This is a genomic window from Pseudomonas sp. P867 (assembly GCF_019891455.1).
GTDB lineage: Bacteria > Pseudomonadota > Gammaproteobacteria > Pseudomonadales > Pseudomonadaceae > Aquipseudomonas > Aquipseudomonas synxantha_A.
In genome coordinates this window covers 1-15,396 of the sequence record NZ_JAFLXB010000024.1, presented here as the reverse complement: position 1 = coordinate 15,396, position 15,396 = coordinate 1, and the positions used below count along the sequence as shown (strand labels likewise).

Genomic DNA, 15,396 nt, shown 5'->3' with positions numbered 1-15,396 from the left:
CTGTACATGAGAATCCTATGGATTGTGCCCTACCTGCCGTGGCCGACCACCAGCGGCGGCAAGACCCGGCAGTATCATTTGCTGCGCACCTTGAGTGAGCGCGGGCATCGCATCACGCTGCTGGCGCAATCGAAGACACCGGCCGATGACGCGGTGCACGCAGCCCTTGAACCGTTGCTCGAACGCCTGATCGTGGTGCCGCGCCGGCCGCTGAAACACCCGATGACCCTGCTCGCGGGCGTATTCGCACCGTGGCCGCTGTTGACCACGGTCAATGGCCTGTCGGCACCGTTGCAAGCCCAATTTGCGCAACTGTTGAACGAGCGCTGGGACGTGATTCAAGTGGAACACAGCTACAGCCTGCAACCGTTTCTGCGCACCTTGCAGCAGCGCCAGCGCGAGTTTGTGCTGACCGAGCACAACCTGGAGTCAAGCCTGGGTGGCGCCACTTATGACCGTTTCCCCAAGTGGGCTGCGCCGTTCGTGCAGTACGACCAATGGCGCTGCCGGCAATGGGAGCGCAAGGCGTTCGATGCCGCCGCCCATGTGATCGCGGTGACCGACGCGGACGCCCAGGCCATGCGGCCGTTGACTGCAACGCCGGTAAGCGTGGTAGTCAATGGCGTCGACAGCCGTGCCTTCGCCCAGGTCAGTGCCGATGCGCAGAGCCAGCGTTTGTTGTTTGTCGGCAATTACGAATACGCACCGAACCTGGACGCTGTGCAGTGGTTGCTTGAGGAGATATTCCCCCGGGTCTGGCTGCGGTGTCCGAACGCGCGCCTGGCAGTGGCCGGTTACGGCTTGCCCGAACACTGGCGCGACCGTTGGCCGGATGAACGTGTCGAGTGGCTGGGGTTTGTTCCTGATCTGTGCGCCCTGCAACGGCGCTGCGCCGGTTTTGTCGCCGCGTTGCGCCATGGCGGCGGCTCCAAGCTCAAGGTGTTGGAGGCAATGGCCGCCGGCTTGCCTCTGGTCAGCACGGCTCAGGGTGTTTCCGGGTTGGCGGTGCAACCTCAGGCGCATTACCTCGCGGGCGAAAGCGCCGAGGCCCTGGCCGATGCCATCGTGCGTCTGCTGGATCAGCCGCTGCTGGCCCGGCAACTGGCCGATGCGGCACGCGATTATGCGCGGCATTACCACGACTGGGCGGTGGCCGGTGACGAACTGGAGCACATCTACCGCACCTTGATCGCCTCTAAGGAGTCTCAGCCATGCGCGTAGCCCTGGACTATCGCCCCGCCACGGTTGCGCCCTCGTCGGGCATCGCCCGCCAGGTCCTGGCGCTGGAAGATGCCCTGCGCGCACGGGGCAACACCGAGGTGGTGCTGTTCACTGAGGCGCCCCTGGACCACCCGCAACGCCAGAACGCCATTTGCCCACCGTGGGCCAGCCCGCTGGATGGCCTGCAACGGCCGCAGGTACGCTTGCGGTTCGAGCGCAAATTTTTGCCCAGAGCCTTGCACGAGCAACAGATCGACCTGCACATCGCCACGGCCAATATGGGCTTGCCGCTGTGCCGCAAACCCGCCGGCACCCGTTATGTCCTGGTGCTGCATGATCTGTTTCAGCTGACTCAGCGTAACTTCCATCGCTCCAGGCTCAAGGCCCTGGCCTATCGCTTGATCGACGGCGCCTCGATTGCCTGGTCGGTGTGGCAGGCTGACCGGGTGTGGTGCCCTTCGCAGTTTTCCTGCAACGAAGCCGCCCGCGTATTCCCCTGGGCCCGGGCCAAGTTCCGGGTGTTGAGCAACCTGGTGCCCGAATTGAATGCAGCGCCAGAACCGCTGCCAGACAACCTGCCGGCGCGTTACTGGCTGGTGGTGGGCACACGGGAGCCGCGCAAGAACATGGCATTTTTCCTGCGCCAATGGCAGGCCTGCCGTGCGGCGAACCCTGAGGTGCCGGACCTGGTGCTGGTGGGCCATGCCAGCGATGTACCGTCCGCCCTTGGCGAACTGCCGGGCCTGCATTGGTGCAGCGGTTTATCCGACGGCCAACTGCAAGCCCTCTACCGTCATACCGACTGCCTATGGCAGCCGTCTTATGCCGAAGGCTTTGGCCTGCCGGTGGTGGAAGCCTTGAGTGTCGGCACGCCGGTGGCGGTGGCACGCGGTTCCGCCCTGGATGAAGTCGCGCCGCCCGGCGCCCCGCGCTTCGACCCACACGATGCCAGGCAATTGCAGAACGTCATGCAGCAACTGGCAACCGCGGGCGACAAGGCAGACGCCGAAACGCAGCGCGCCTGGGCCCGGCAATTTGCCGAACCGGCCTATCGCTCGCGCCTGGATACTTTGCTCAAGGAATTGGACCGCTAATGCTGCCAGGAAAACTCATCAGTCTGCTCCTGGGCCTGGTCTTCGGCATTTTGCTGTTGGCCCTGTCGCCGATCAAGGCCTTGCTGGTCGTGGCCGGCGCGGGTGTGGCCTTGACCCTGATCCGCTTTCCCCTGTGGGGCTTGCTGATTTTCGCGGTGTTGGCCACCAGCATTCCCTACACTACGTTGGAACTGGGGATCCGCACCACCATCAGCGAAGCCGTGTTGGGGCTGACCTGGGTCGGGGTGTTCTGGCAATCGTTTATCGGCAAGACCCGCGGCTTGATCCTGTGGCGTCCGACCGAGCGCGCGCTGATGTGGTTGATGCTGTTCAGCACTATTCCGTTTATCTGGGGCATGGTCATCATCCATGCCGAAGGCAACGGGCCGGTGAACTGGGTACGCTGGCTGATGAACCTGTCGTTGCTGTTTATCGTGCCGTTGCTGCTGCGCACCGACGCCGACCGCGACAAGGTGGTGGTCGCCCTGCTGCTGGGCAACCTGGCGATGCTGTTGCTGTCGATTTTCATGTTTTTGAAAACGCGCAACGCCATGTCGATGATCGAGGTGCTTACCGACCTCAAGTACGCCCACCCGGAAGCGGTGAAGGATATTTTTTCCGCCAACTACACGCGCATGGCCTCGCCCTGGGTGCACCCAAACCTGACGGGTGGCGTGCTGGTGCTGTTTATCCCCCTGGCGCTGTTCTACGGCTGGACCCGCAGCGGCTGGCGCCGGGCGCTGGGCCTGGCGGTGGCGGTGCTGGGTTGCGCCGGCCTGCTGCTGAGTATTTCCCGTGGCGCCATCGTGGCCCTGGCGCTGGTGCTGATCTGGCTGACCTATAAGCGCGTACCTAACAGCGGGCGCATCATCGGTATCGGCGTGGCGTTTGGGGTTGCGCTGGTGATGTTCTATCCGCCGTTGCAGGAGCGCTTGCTGACTATCTTTTCGTCCACCAACGCCAGTACCGAAATCCGCTTCGACGAGTACGCAAGATTCCCCGAGGCCATGTCGACATACCCCCTGGGGATCGGCTTCAAGATCGACCCACCCGTACCCGGCACCAACCTGTTGGGCATCTCCAACCTGTGGCTGAACTTCATCTACAAGGTCGGCATTCCGGGGATGCTGTTGTTTATCACCGTCACGGTGTTGTGGTGGCGTGAAGTGCGGCCGCTGGGCCAGGTGCGCAAGGTCACCGCCGACAACGCCCTGTGGCTGGGGTGTATCTGCGGCGTGATGGCAGCGCTGTTGACGGGGATTTTCGACCACTATTTCAGCTTCACCTTTGTACTGATCGCGCTGTTCTGGCTGTTGATGGGCATGAGCCTGCAACAGGTGCGTCTGCGCCCCTCCATTACCGCCCCTGTTGCTGCTATTGCGCCAAAGGATAACCAACCATGAAACACCGGATGATTCACTCCACCGATTTGCGCGATCGCCTCCCCACACTGGCCGCTGAACTGGGCGTGAGCCTGCCGGACCTGGAAGAGGCGCTGGACTGGTGCCTGGCCAACGACGTGGTGTTTGAAGAGGGCGAAGGCGACAACAAGCGCTTCTGGATAAACTCCATCGACCTGGAACCCGCCCTTGAGCACCCGGTGGCCCGCCTTTTGTTCCGCCGTATGAAACAGGACCTGCCGGGCAAGCTGTTGCCGCGCTATGGCAAAAACTGGGCAACGATCAAGGATCGCTGGCGCAACGCCTGGGACATGGCCTACAACATTTTGATCAACAAGATCCCCAGCCACCATGTGCGCATTGCCTGGCTGCGCCTGGGCGGCGCGAAGATCGGCAAGGGCACAAGCTTGTGGCGTAACACCGAAGTGTTGGGCATCCACAATTTGAGAGTCGGTGACGATACGGTGATCGGTTGGCATTGCCAGGTAGACGCCCGCGCCGGGCTGGTGATCGGCAACCACGTGGCGATTGCCTCCCACGTGCTGATCATCGCCGGCAGTCATGATTTGCAGGCACCGGAGTTCTGGTCGATTTCCGGGCCGATCTACATCGACGACTATGTGTGGATCGGCAGCCGGGCGTTGATCGGCTACGGCACGCACCTGGGTCATGGTTCGGTGATCAGCGCCAATACCGTGGTGGCCAAGGCTGTGGCCCCCTACAAAATCATTGGCGGTTCCGGGGCCAAAATCATGGGCGAACGTTGCCATGATCTGAACTATAAGGTGGGTGGCAAGGGCCTGTTCACCCTGTTCCACTGATGTTCGGCAGCACGCTCTGGCTGACCGTCGCGACCCTCGCCGGGCTGGTCGCCGGTTTTGCCCGCGAATGGCTGCTGGTGGCGGCCTGGGGCGCGGGCAGCCGCAGCGACGGGTTTCTGGTGGCGGTGTTTTTGCCCGAAGCGTTGCGCATGACCCTGGCCGCCGGCTTGCTTGCGGCGGCTGCCCTGCCCCTCTATCAACAACGCGACCCACAACGCCAGCAAGCCTGGCTGGCCAGCCTTTCTCCACGCCTGCTGGGAGTAGGCCTGGCCCTGTTTGCCGTATTGGCGCTGGGCGCGCCGCTGTGGGTGCGCCTGATCGGCCCCGGCCTGGACGCCGCAGCCCATGCCGAAGCCGCCGCTAACTTGCGCTGGCTGGCGGCCTGTGCGCCGGGCCTGGTGATGCATGGGTTGTTCAGTATTCCCTTGCAGGCACGCCAGCGTTTTGTGCTGCCGGGGCTGGGCTCTTTGCTGTTCAACCTGCCGCCGGTGCTGTACCTGTTTATCCGTGGCAGCGCAAGCGACAGCGGCGAACTGGCCATGAGCTTTTTTGCCGGCAGTGTATTGATGTGCCTGCCACTGCTGGCGCCGGTCTGGTCTTTCGGCTGGCGGCCGTGGCAAGTCACTGGCGACAAGCTGGCGGGCCGCGAACTGTTGGGGCGCATCGGGCCATTGTTGGCCAGCAATGTCGCCAGCCAGGGTTTGGCGCTGCTCGAGCGCTTGATCGCCAGTTACCTGGGGGAAGGTGCCGTCACGTGGGTCAACCTTGCACGCAAACTGATCAATCTGCCCTTGATCGCCCTGATGAGCCTCAACCAGGTACTGCTGGGCATGATGAGCGGCGAACAAGGCCAGCAGCGCCTGGCCCTGCTGCGCCGAGGCCTGGATGCTGCGACCCTGCTCAGCCTGCCGGCCGCCCTCGGCCTGATCGGCGCCAGCCCGGTGCTGATTCATCTGCTGATGCCCGCCCAAAGCGCCGACAGCCCACTGCCCGCCCTGCTGGCCTGGTTCGCGACGCCATTGGTGTTCGGCGCCTGGAACGCAATGCTCGCCCGCTACGCCTATGCCAGCGGCGACACGCGCCTGCCCTTGCGCTGCGAATTGCTGGGCAGCGGGGTCAACGCTTTGCTGTTGGTGCTGCTGCCGTACTTTCTGGGTTTGCCGGGTATCGCCCTGGCGGCGTTGGGCGGGGTTATCGTCACCAACCTGCTGCTGATGCAACGCCAGCAATTGCTTGGGCAACTGCGCTGGCCGCTGCAATGGGGGCTGAGTGCGGTATTACTGGGTTCTGCAGCCGTCATCTTGCATCCACTGCAAAACGATGGCTGGCAACTGGGCTTGAGTACCGTGACGGCGGCCCTGGTATTGGGAGGGTTGGCTGGGTGGTTCAAGCCGTGGAAACAGTGAACTGGAGCCACCACCGCAACGGCCTGCGCAGGAGCTGGTAAGCCAGCTCCTGCACGGACTCAGTCATCCAGCTGTTGAGGCGCAGCCGGCTTGGTTGCCTTACCCGCTTTGGTAGCGTTCTTGCCAGGCGCAGGCGCAGGTTCTTGCACAACCGGAGCAGCCGCTTCTTTCTCGGCCATCGGCATCTGGTCAATGGCGCTGAAAAATTCCTTCAGGTCGAGGGTATCCGGCGGTACGGTCTTCTCCAGTTTCTTCTCGCCATCCTTGCCGATCAGGATCACCTTGGTGCCGCTGCCGACGCCGAGCTTGAGGGCACGGATCAGCGCGTTGGTTTCAGGCGGCGTGAGCTTTTTGCTGTCCTTTGGGTCCTTGGCGAACTTCTCCCCTTCGGCGCCAATGCTACCGAACTTGACGGTGTAGAACACCATGCTGCGCTCTTCGAAGGACTGCTTGGTGGCAGCCTCTTCCAGTTGTTTCTTCAGCGTTGCCAGTGTCGGGTTTCCAGCATCAAGCTCCACGACCACCAGCGGGCGCGTCTTACCCAACTCCTGCTTGAGCGGATTATCATCAGCGGCCAACAACGGCCCCGTAAAAGCCATCAAGGTAGCCAGGGTCAGCGACCGGATGAGCATGCGCACCTCCTTTGAATTCCATGCAGGGTTCTTGAGTTTCATGTCTGCGACAGTCAAATTCAAGGATGATTCCTACATCACTTTGAGAAGAGTAGGTCAGGACGCCCGCGACGCAAGGGCTTGGACAGTGGCCGGAGCTTTGTTTCTTCCGGTTACGAGACCTTCCACTGCGGCCAATGCCGGGCAAAAACCGGGGCCACAACAGGGTCGGCGTCTACCCGCTCCAGGCTCTGCGCAAAGCCCGGCGCCAGGTTGCCGAGCACCTCGCGCGCGTCATCCCAGCGCGACACCGCCGCCGCCATGATGCCCAGTGCATTCGGCACATTGCCCGGGGTAAACAGCTGGTCGGCAAACTGATCGGCAAACACGACCCAGGCCTGGTGCAGGTAGCGCCGTGTGCCGCTGACCAGTTGCGCTTGCTGCACCTCATCAGCATTACCCAACCAGCGTTGCGGGTAGTCGATGATGCCGATCGCCGAATAGCAATTGGCGGCGATGTACAACAGCCCGCGCAGGATCTGCGCACGATCGCCGGCCAGCAACTCGGACTTGGGGTACTCCAGGCCCAGGTGGATCAGGATAGCGGCGCTTTCGGTCAGCACCTGGCCATTGGGGGTGACCAGGGTGGGGATCTGCTTGAGTGGATTGATACGTGCAAGAGCGTCGCTGCCCTCGCCGTCCTGCCAGGAGCTGGCGTCCACGCGATGCCACGGCACGGCGCAGCGCTGCAGGGCGATTTCGATCATGCAGGAACCGGATTCGTCGGTGCCATAAAGTGTGTACATAGGCGTTGCCTCCTGAGCGATGGGCGATAGGGACAGTGTGGTCCAATGCCTAGAATAGCCCCATCTGCCCGCCCACCAGGGTACCGAAGTCATCATTCACAAACGGCAGGATCGCGTCGGCAACGGGCTGCAATTGCCGGGTCACATAGTGGTCGTAGTCGATGGGCGCTTGCCGCACTTCCAAGGGTTCGGGGCCGTTGACGCTGATCACGTAGCTGATCCAGCCACCGCGCTGGTACTGGCGCGGGCGCCCCAGGCGGTCGTTGTACTCGTCTGCCAGGCGTGCCGCGCGCACATGGGGCGGGACGTTGCGTTCGTAGTCGTGCAAGGGCCGGCGCAGGCGCTTGCGGTAGATCAGCAACTCGTCGAATTCGCCGCTAAGGGTACGGCGCACGTAGTCGCGTATGTAGTCCTGATGGGGCTGGCGATGGAAGATGCGCCGGTAGAGTTCCTGCTGAAATTGCCGGGCCAGAGGCGACCAATCGCTGCGCACGGTTTCCAGGCCTTTGTAGACCATCTCTTCGCTGCCATCGTCGCGCACCACCAAACCGGCGTAGCGCTTCTTGCTGCCCTCCTCCGCGCCACGGATGGTCGGCATCAGGAAGCGGCTGAAGTGGGTTTCGTATTGCAGCTCCAAAGCACTTCGCAGGCCGTACTCGGTGCTCAGGTGGGCGCGCCACCAATCATTGACGTGCTGCACCAGCGCCAGGCCGATGCGATTGGCATCCTGCGGAGAATGGGCGCTGCCGAGCCAGACGAAGGTAGAGTCGGTGTCGCCGTAGATCACTTCATAACCCTGGGCCTCCACCAGCTCGCGGGTCTGGCGCATGATCTGGTGCCCCCGCAGGGTGATCGACGACGCCAACCGCGTATCGAAAAACCGACAGCCACTGGAGCCGAGCACGCCGTAGAAGGCATTCATGATGATTTTCAGGGCCTGGGACAGCGGTGCGTTGTGCTCGCGCTTGGCCTCTTCACGACCTTCGGATACGCGAGTGACGATGGACGGCAGGCAGTGCCGGGTGCGGGAGAAACGTGCGCCGCGAAAGCCCTCTACCGAGTCGCTGTCGTCGGGATGCTTGAGGCCTTCGATCAAGCCCACCGGGTCGATCAGGAAGCTGCGGATGATCGATGGGTAAAGGCTTTTGTAGTCCAGCACCAGCACCGATTCGTAGAGGCCCGGGCGTGAGTCCATGACAAACCCGCCAGGGCTGGCCTGGGGCGGTTTGTCGCCCAGGTTCGGCGCGACGAAACCCTGGCGATGCATCAACGGCAGGTACAAGTGGGTGAAGGCGGCGACCGAACCGCCGTTACGATCGGCCGGCAAGCCAGTGACGCTGGCACGCTCCAGCAAGAACTTGAGTAACTCGGTCTTTTCAAAAATCCGTGTGACCAGCTCACAGTCCTTGAGGTTGTAGCGCGCCAAGGCGGGCTTGTCCTCGGCGAACATGCGGTTGATTTCGTCCATGCGCTGGTACGGGGTGGAAATGTCCTTGCCTTCGCCGAGCAGGGTTTGTGCGACGTTTTCCAGGCTGAAGGATTCAAAGCTCCAGGTCGCCGAGCGCAGCGCTTCGATCCCGTCGATGATCAAGCGCCCCGCCGCTGCCGCGAAGTAGTGATTGCGGCTGCCGTGCTCGCGCCAGGTCATGGCTTCACCGCCACGCCCCAACAACAGCGGCACGTTCAGGCGTTGGGCGTGCTCATGCAGGACGCGCAGGTCGAACTGCACCACATTCCAGCCGATGATCGCATCGGGATCAAAGGTGGCCAGCCATTGGTTGAGGCGTTCGAGCAGTTGCGCACGGGTGTCGCAGTAGTCGAGCTTGAAGTCCACGGCATCGGTTTTGTTTGGCGGGCCGAGCATATACACCTGGCGCTCGCCGCAGCCTTCCAGCGCGATGGAATACAGATCGCCCTGGGCGGTGGTTTCGATGTCCAGGGACACCAACTTCAAGCGCGGGCGGTAGTCGGGCGCGGGCTTCATCTGCGCGTCGAGCACGGTGCCGTTCGCGTCGGGCGTGCCGCCGAACCATACGGGGGCAGTGATAAAACGCTCCATCATGTAACGCTCGGGCGGTCGCACGTCGCCTTCGTAGACATCGACCCCGGCGCTGCGCAGGCGCTTTTCGATGTCCATCAATTGGCGGTGCTGGCGGGCATAGAGGCCCAGGACCGGGCGATGGTGGAAGTCGCACAGTTGCAGCGCACGCAACTCCAGATCACGCTCGCCCTTGAGCAGCCAATCGAGCGGCTTGCGATGGACTTCGGGGATGAACATCACCGAGGTTTGCACGGGTAGGCGAATACACCGAGGCCCGTGGTCGGTGGCCAGCCAGAAACTGACCTCCGTGCCTAACGGGGTATCGCGCCAATGCCGGGTCAGGACAAAACCCTGCTGTAAATCCACCGTACCGCACCTCAGGAATCGCTTTCAGGGCGTGATTCTACTCGGCATCTCTACAAACGCGGCAGGTTAACGCGCACGCAGAGCGCAATCGCATAAATTTGTTGCAGGACATTAATAACAATCACTATCATTTGCGTCGGAGTCGTATCCGCGCAGTGAGGAAGCGCAACGTCGCTGCCCCCTTCCTCATAAGTTAGCCGTCTGGATCAACCATGCCCCTCTGCAATCTTTTCGCTGCGCCATTTCGCCCGACCCTGCTCGCCCTTTGCTGCTCCGTGAGCCTTGCGGCACAAGCGGCAGCCCCAGCGGCCTCAGACAACGTGCTGGAACTGGGCGCCACCAACATCAATGTCCAAGCCCTTGCGCCCACGGCTCTGCCACCAGAGTTTGCAGGTGGCCAGGTTGCACGCGGCGGCCAACTGGGTGTGCTGGGCAACCAGGACATCATGGATGTGCCCTTCAGCATGTCCTCCTACACCGAAAAGCTGATTCGCGACCAGCAGGCGGAAACCGTCGGCGACGTGTTGCTCAATGACTCCTCCGTGCGCCAGGCCTCGGGGTATGCGAACCAGTCCCAGACGTTCATGATTCGTGGCCTGCCGTTGAATGGCGATGACATTTCCTATAACGGTTTGTACGGTGTCCTGCCGCGCCAGATCATTTCCACTGACGCCTTGGAGCGCGTGGAGGTATTCAAGGGCCCTAACGCCTTTATCAACGGCGTCACCCCCACCGGCTCGGGGATTGGTGGCGGCGTGAACCTGCAACCCAAGCGAGCCGATGATGTGCCACTGCGTCGTTTCAGTACCGACATCAGCAGTGATGGGCGGATTGGCGAACACTTGGATATTGGCCAGCGCTTCGGCGAAGACAACCGGTTTGGCGCACGGGTCAACCTGTCCCAGCGCGAAGGCGATACCGGGATTGATGATGAAAACCAGCGTTCGAAGCTGTTTGCCGTCGGCCTTGATTACCGCGGCGATGCTTTGCGGCTGTCCGGTGATTTTGTGTATCAGAAGCAGCGTATCAACGGTGGGCGTAACTCGGTGTTCCTTGGCACCATCACCCAGGTGCCGGATGCGCCGTCGGCAGACACCAACTACGCGCCAAGCTGGAGCAGTACCAACCTTGAAGACACCTTGGGGATGCTGCGCGCCGAATATGACCTGAATGAAAACTGGACCGCCTACGCGGCAGCCGGTGCCAAGCACAGCCGTGAAATGGGGCGCTACTCGTCAGTGACCTTGAGCGATAATCTCGGCAATGCCAGCGCCAGCGGCTCGACTATCGCCCACGAAGAAAACAATACCAGTGCCATGGGTGGCCTCAATGGCAAGTTCCACACCGGCCCGGTGAGCCATCGGCTCAACTTCGGCCTGGCAGGCATCTGGACCGAGGCGCGCAACGCCTATGTATTCGCCAGCGCAAAAACCCTGACCAATATCTACAACCCCGTGACCGGCGCGCCGCCGGCCCTCAACAGCCCACGCAATACCCCAGGTACCGACTTCAGCGATCCGACCATCACCGACAAGACATTCGTGCGTAGCGTCGCGGTATCCGACACCTTGGGGTTCTTCGATGACCGCCTGTTAGTGACCGTTGGTGCACGTCGCCAGCAGATGGTGGTGCAGAGTTACAACTACATGAGCGGTACCCGCACCGCCAACTATGACGAATCGATCACCACACCGGTCTACGGCATTGTGTTCAAACCGTGGGAGCACGTATCTCTGTATGCCAACCGCATTGAAGGCCTGGCTCAGGGCCCGACGTCGCCGCTCAAATCAGGCAACCTGACGGTCATCGGTGGCGGGCAAGCTTATGCGCCTGCCCGGTCCAAGCAGATCGAAGCGGGTGTCAAAGTGGACATGGGCACCTATGGCGCGACCCTGGGTGTATATCGTATCGAGCAGCCCGGCGCGGGTTATGCCGAGGCCATCGACGCCACCACCGCCCGCTACGTGCGGGAAGGTCAGCAGATCAACAAGGGCGTCGAGCTCAACGTATTCGGCGAACCGGTCAGCGGCCTGCGCTTGCTGGGCGGGGTGACCCTGATGAAAACCGAACTCAAGGGCACCCTCAACGGCGCCAACGACGGCAACCGTACCATTGGCGTACCGTCATTCCAGCTCAACGCCGGGGTGGATTGGGATGTGCCCGGCCTGCAAGGCGTAAGCCTCAGCGGGCGTATGCTGCGCACCGGCGGGCAGTACGCCGACGCGGCCAACAACCTGAGCCTGCCGGCCTGGAACCGCTTCGACGTGGGTGCGCGCTACACCTTCGCCGTGGACAAGCGCGAGGTGACATTGGGTGCCACGGTAGAGAACGTCGCCAACGAGAAATACTGGGAGTCGGCCCAGGGCGGGTTCCTGAGCCAGGGGGATCCGCGAGTGGCGAAGTTGTCGGCGTCGATTGATTTCTAGAACGTGATTACGTTGGGGGGCTGATCTGCCCCCTTGCCCACCATCATACTGGTCGGGTTTCGCTCAGATAGGTTTCGATATTGCCCATCTGCTCATCCCAACCACGGGAGTTCATCTTGAACGCCTTCTGGCGCCGTGCCTCGGGAACCTGGTCGAAACCGGATTCGACAACCCGCAGCAGGATGCCGGGGGCGTGATCCTCGATGGTGAACTCCACCAGAGTCGGTGTTTCGTTGTCGTAGTCGATGCCCTCCTCTACCGCGAAGGGGTGCCACCAGAAAGAGAACAGGGTTTGCGGCAGGACGCGTTCGATCCTGGCCTTCCAGACCACATGTTCGTAGCCTGGGTAAGTAATTGGCGCTTCGATGGTTTGCCCGGCTACAAAGGTTTTGCCCTTGAGCGCGATACCGAACCAGCTGCCAAATTGCTCGGCATCCGTGAGAGCCTCCCAAACTTGTTTACGCGATGCATTGAGCAGGACTTTGCGTTCGATTCGATCTAATACGTGCATGAGTCACCTCCTTCTTTGAACAGTAGGCGACATCGACCAATGCGCAACCTTGCGTTGTGCGCGATGATGATGACCCCCTCCTTGACCTGGCCATAGGTTATGACTGACCCATTGAATGGAAGTTGCTTGTGCAAAGCTGTGCGCTATCAGGTGGACAGCCTGGACATGCCCATCAGCCACTGCCATTGCGACAGCTGTCGCAAGGCACACGCAGCTGCGTTTGTTGCCACTGCCGGGGTGATGCGCGAGCATTTTCGCTGGACGCACGGTGAAGAGCTTTTGGCATCCTTTGAATCCTCGCCGGGGAAACTCCGACGCTTCTGCTCGCGCTGCGGCTCACATCTGATTGCCGAACGGGGGCATCAGCCCCACGTGATCGTGCGGGTGGCGACGCTGGACGATGATCCCGGCGTCAGGCCCACCTCGCATATCTGGATGGCCCATGAGGTGCCATGGCTGGCCTATGAAGGCTTAGAGCGCTGGGACGAGTGGCAGGCCTGAGTCAGACGCGTGGGTCGCCTGGCGCTTTGGCTGGCGTCGCATACTGCGGCTTGAGATGACCTTCCTGGTCAAGCAACCAGGCATCCATGATCTGCCGCACAACCGGCCCAGCCACACGGCCTCCGGCCTCACCGTTTTCAATCATGACGGAAATCACGATTTTCGGATGTTCGGCCGGCGCAAAACCGACGAACAAGGCGTTATCGCGATGACGCTCCAGCGTCTTGTTGCGGTTGTAGCGCTCACCCTGCTTGATCGCCACTACCTGGGCGGTGCCGCTCTTGCCGGCGATGCGGTATTGGGCGCCTTGCGCTGCCGCCCGGGCGATACCGCGTGGGTCGTGCATCACCAATTGCATACCATGGTTGACCTGCTCCCAATCACGCGGGTCTTTTAAGACCACGTTGGGCATCGGGTTCTCATCCACCGGAGGCACGCCGTTGATGGTCTTGGCCAGGTGCGGACGGTTCCAGATGCCTTTATTGGCGATCAATGCAGTGGCTTGGGCCAGTTGCAGTGGTGTCACTTGCATATAGCCCTGGCCGATGCCAAGGATGACGGTTTCGCCTGGGAACCAGGGCTGGCGACGGGTCGCACGCTTCCAGGCCTGAGAGGGCATCAGACCTGCGGACTCTTCGAACATGTCCAGGGACACCTTCTGACCAAGGCCGAACTCGGCGAGGTAGTCGTGCAGGCGATCGATGCCTAGCTTGTGGGCCAGGTCGTAGAAGTAAGTGTCGTTGGAACGCATGATGGCGGCGTCCATGTCTACCCAACCGTCGCCACTGTGGTTCCAATTGCGGTATTTGTGGTCAAAGTCCGGCAACTGGTAATAGCCAGGGTCAAACACCCGGGTTTGCGGGGTGACAACGCCACTGTCGAGACCCGCGATAGCAACTTCCGGCTTAATGGTTGAACCCGGCGCATAGAGCCCACGTAGCACGCGGTTGAACAGCGGCCGATCAATGGAATCGTGCAGCGCGGCGTATTCCTTGAAGCTGATGCCGGTGACGAACAGGTTCGGATCGAAACTCGGTTTGCTGACCATGGCCAGTACTTCACCGGTTTGCGGGTCCAGAGCCACGACCGAACCACGCCGGTCGCCCAGGGCTTCTTCCGCGGCTTCCTGAAGCTTGACGTCGAGGCTCAGGACGATGTTTTTGCCAGGGATCGGATCGGTGTGCTTGAGCACGCGTAGTACGCGCCCCTGGGCGTTGGTCTCGACCTCTTCATAACCGACATGGCCGTGCAGCTCGGCCTCATAAAAACGCTCGATCCCGGTTTTACCGATGGATTGGGTACCGCGGTACTCCACGGAATCAAGGGTCTTGGATTCTTTCTCATTGATGCGGCCGACGTAGCCGATGGAGTGGGCAAAGTGCGCACCCAGCGGGTAGTGGCGGACAAACTGGGGCTCGACGTCCACCCCTGGTAGACGGAACTCGTTGACGGCCAAAACAGCGATCTGTTCTTCGTTCAACTCATAGAACAACGTGACCGGAACAAACGGGTGACGAGCCTGCTTAAGCGCCTTATCGAACATGGCTCGGTCTTCGGCAGGCAGATGCAGCAAATTGACGATCGCGTCCAGCTCACCCTTAAGGTCGGTGGTGCGTTCACGGGTGATGGTCAGGTTGTAACTCGGACGGTTGTCGGCCAGGACTACACCATTACGGTCATAGATCAAGCCGCGAGTTGGCGTGATCGGCAGTACATGGACCCGGTTGTTTTCCGAGATCGTGGAGTGGTAGTCGTACTGCACCACTTGCAGAAAATACATACGCCCCACCAGGGCACAGGTGATGCCTACCACCAGCAGTGCACAGGCCAGCAAGCGTTTGTTGACCAGGCGGTTTTCTTTTTCGTGATCTTTGATAGGTATCGGTTCAGGCATTTCTACAGCATCTCGTTGGAAATTAGCGACGCCGCCTCCTGCGGGTAACGATCAGTCCTTGTGAAAATGTGCTGCACCATACCAAAAATGCAGAAACACTTTGCATTGATTTCCCCAACGGCACGCTATTTAAGCGAGAGTCCCAGAGGCAGCCGGCTTTTCGACCGCCCAAAACAAAACCCCTGTTTGCGTTAGCAAACAGGGGTTCTGGAATTTAATCTTGACGATGACCTACTCTCACATGGGGAAACCCCACACTACCATCGGCGATGCATCGTTTCACTGCTGAGTTCGGGAT

At 61.2% G+C, this 15,396-nt stretch carries 12 protein-coding genes; 7 read left to right on the top strand and 5 right to left on the bottom strand.

From position 1 onward, the window contains the following. Positions 1-6 precede the first annotated feature (6 nt). Genes J1G33_RS27295 through J1G33_RS27275 form a run of 5 tightly spaced genes read left to right on the top strand, consistent with a single transcriptional unit; the run spans position 7 to position 5,942 of the window. The gene (locus tag J1G33_RS27295) at positions 7-1,221 is read left to right on the top strand and encodes a glycosyltransferase family 4 protein (RefSeq protein WP_148854479.1); all 1,215 of its coding nucleotides are present in this window, start codon (positions 7-9) and stop codon (positions 1,219-1,221) included. Continuing rightward, positions 1,212-2,315 (top strand): glycosyltransferase family 1 protein, encoded by a 1,104-nt coding sequence (locus J1G33_RS27290; protein WP_223019137.1) that lies wholly within the window; start codon positions 1,212-1,214, stop codon positions 2,313-2,315. The genes J1G33_RS27295 and J1G33_RS27290 overlap by 10 nt, the downstream gene beginning before the upstream one ends. Then, a complete protein-coding gene (locus tag J1G33_RS27285) occupies positions 2,315-3,718 on the top strand; it encodes an O-antigen ligase family protein (protein ID WP_005786790.1) in 1,404 nt (467 codons plus the stop codon). The genes J1G33_RS27290 and J1G33_RS27285 overlap by 1 nt, the downstream gene beginning before the upstream one ends. Further along, complete coding sequence (locus tag J1G33_RS27280; RefSeq protein WP_005786788.1) at positions 3,715-4,536, top strand: acyltransferase; 822 nt, start codon at positions 3,715-3,717, stop codon at positions 4,534-4,536. The genes J1G33_RS27285 and J1G33_RS27280 overlap by 4 nt, the downstream gene beginning before the upstream one ends. Further along, positions 4,536-5,942 (top strand): lipid II flippase MurJ, encoded by a 1,407-nt coding sequence (locus J1G33_RS27275; RefSeq protein WP_032876909.1) that lies wholly within the window; start codon positions 4,536-4,538, stop codon positions 5,940-5,942. The genes J1G33_RS27280 and J1G33_RS27275 overlap by 1 nt, the downstream gene beginning before the upstream one ends. A 59-nt stretch (positions 5,943-6,001) precedes the next feature. Here J1G33_RS27275 and J1G33_RS27270 read toward each other — a convergent pair whose 3' ends face one another. The 3 genes from J1G33_RS27270 to J1G33_RS27260 all read right to left on the bottom strand — a co-directional run bounded on the left by J1G33_RS27270 (position 6,002) and on the right by J1G33_RS27260 (position 9,766). After that, positions 6,002-6,574 (bottom strand): DUF4174 domain-containing protein, encoded by a 573-nt coding sequence (locus tag J1G33_RS27270; RefSeq protein ID WP_223019136.1) that lies wholly within the window; start codon positions 6,572-6,574, stop codon positions 6,002-6,004. A gap of 152 nt (positions 6,575-6,726) precedes the next feature. After that, the gene (locus J1G33_RS27265; protein WP_032876914.1) at positions 6,727-7,359 is read right to left on the bottom strand and encodes a glutathione S-transferase; all 633 of its coding nucleotides are present in this window, start codon (positions 7,357-7,359) and stop codon (positions 6,727-6,729) included. Positions 7,360-7,408: 49 nt separating this feature from the next. Beyond that, the gene (locus J1G33_RS27260) at positions 7,409-9,766 is read right to left on the bottom strand and encodes a DNA polymerase II (RefSeq protein WP_223019135.1); all 2,358 of its coding nucleotides are present in this window, start codon (positions 9,764-9,766) and stop codon (positions 7,409-7,411) included. Positions 9,767-9,978: 212 nt separating this feature from the next. Here J1G33_RS27260 and J1G33_RS27255 point away from each other — a divergent pair, with 212 nt between their 5' ends. Further along, a complete protein-coding gene (locus J1G33_RS27255) occupies positions 9,979-12,192 on the top strand; it encodes a TonB-dependent siderophore receptor (RefSeq protein WP_223019134.1) in 2,214 nt (737 codons plus the stop codon). 43 nt (positions 12,193-12,235) lie between these two features. On the opposite strand, the gene J1G33_RS27250 is transcribed toward J1G33_RS27255, so the two are convergent. Beyond that, positions 12,236-12,703, bottom strand: coding sequence for an SRPBCC family protein (locus J1G33_RS27250; RefSeq protein WP_032876921.1), 468 nt, complete (start codon positions 12,701-12,703; stop codon positions 12,236-12,238). Between the two features lie 99 nt (positions 12,704-12,802). Here J1G33_RS27250 and J1G33_RS27245 point away from each other — a divergent pair, with 99 nt between their 5' ends. Next, positions 12,803-13,204, top strand: coding sequence for a GFA family protein (locus tag J1G33_RS27245; RefSeq protein ID WP_032876924.1), 402 nt, complete (start codon positions 12,803-12,805; stop codon positions 13,202-13,204). Between the two features lies 1 nt (position 13,205). Here J1G33_RS27245 and mrdA read toward each other — a convergent pair whose 3' ends face one another. Next, positions 13,206-15,098: a penicillin-binding protein 2 gene (gene mrdA, locus J1G33_RS27240; protein ID WP_005786773.1), complete on the bottom strand. Its 1,893-nt coding sequence runs from the start codon at positions 15,096-15,098 to the stop codon at positions 13,206-13,208. Positions 15,099-15,396 lie beyond the last annotated feature (298 nt).

Excerpts from the sequence above, each read along its gene's own strand:
- J1G33_RS27265 (WP_032876914.1), bottom strand. The coding sequence starts at position 7,359 with ATGTACACACTTTATGGCACCGACGAATCCGGTTCCTGCATGATCGAA.
- J1G33_RS27250 (WP_032876921.1), bottom strand. The coding sequence starts at position 12,703 with ATGCACGTATTAGATCGAATCGAACGCAAAGTCCTGCTCAATGCATCG.
- mrdA (WP_005786773.1), bottom strand. The coding sequence starts at position 15,098 with ATGCCTGAACCGATACCTATCAAAGATCACGAAAAAGAAAACCGCCTG.
- J1G33_RS27280 (WP_005786788.1), top strand. The coding sequence starts at position 3,715 with ATGAAACACCGGATGATTCACTCCACCGATTTGCGCGATCGCCTCCCC.
- J1G33_RS27285 (WP_005786790.1), top strand. The coding sequence starts at position 2,315 with ATGCTGCCAGGAAAACTCATCAGTCTGCTCCTGGGCCTGGTCTTCGGC.
- J1G33_RS27245 (WP_032876924.1), top strand. The coding sequence starts at position 12,803 with ATGACTGACCCATTGAATGGAAGTTGCTTGTGCAAAGCTGTGCGCTAT.
- J1G33_RS27290 (WP_223019137.1), top strand. The coding sequence starts at position 1,212 with ATGCGCGTAGCCCTGGACTATCGCCCCGCCACGGTTGCGCCCTCGTCG.
- J1G33_RS27275 (WP_032876909.1), top strand. The coding sequence starts at position 4,536 with ATGTTCGGCAGCACGCTCTGGCTGACCGTCGCGACCCTCGCCGGGCTG.
- J1G33_RS27255 (WP_223019134.1), top strand. The coding sequence starts at position 9,979 with ATGCCCCTCTGCAATCTTTTCGCTGCGCCATTTCGCCCGACCCTGCTC.
- J1G33_RS27295 (WP_148854479.1), top strand. The coding sequence starts at position 7 with ATGAGAATCCTATGGATTGTGCCCTACCTGCCGTGGCCGACCACCAGC.
- J1G33_RS27270 (WP_223019136.1), bottom strand. The coding sequence starts at position 6,574 with ATGCTCATCCGGTCGCTGACCCTGGCTACCTTGATGGCTTTTACGGGG.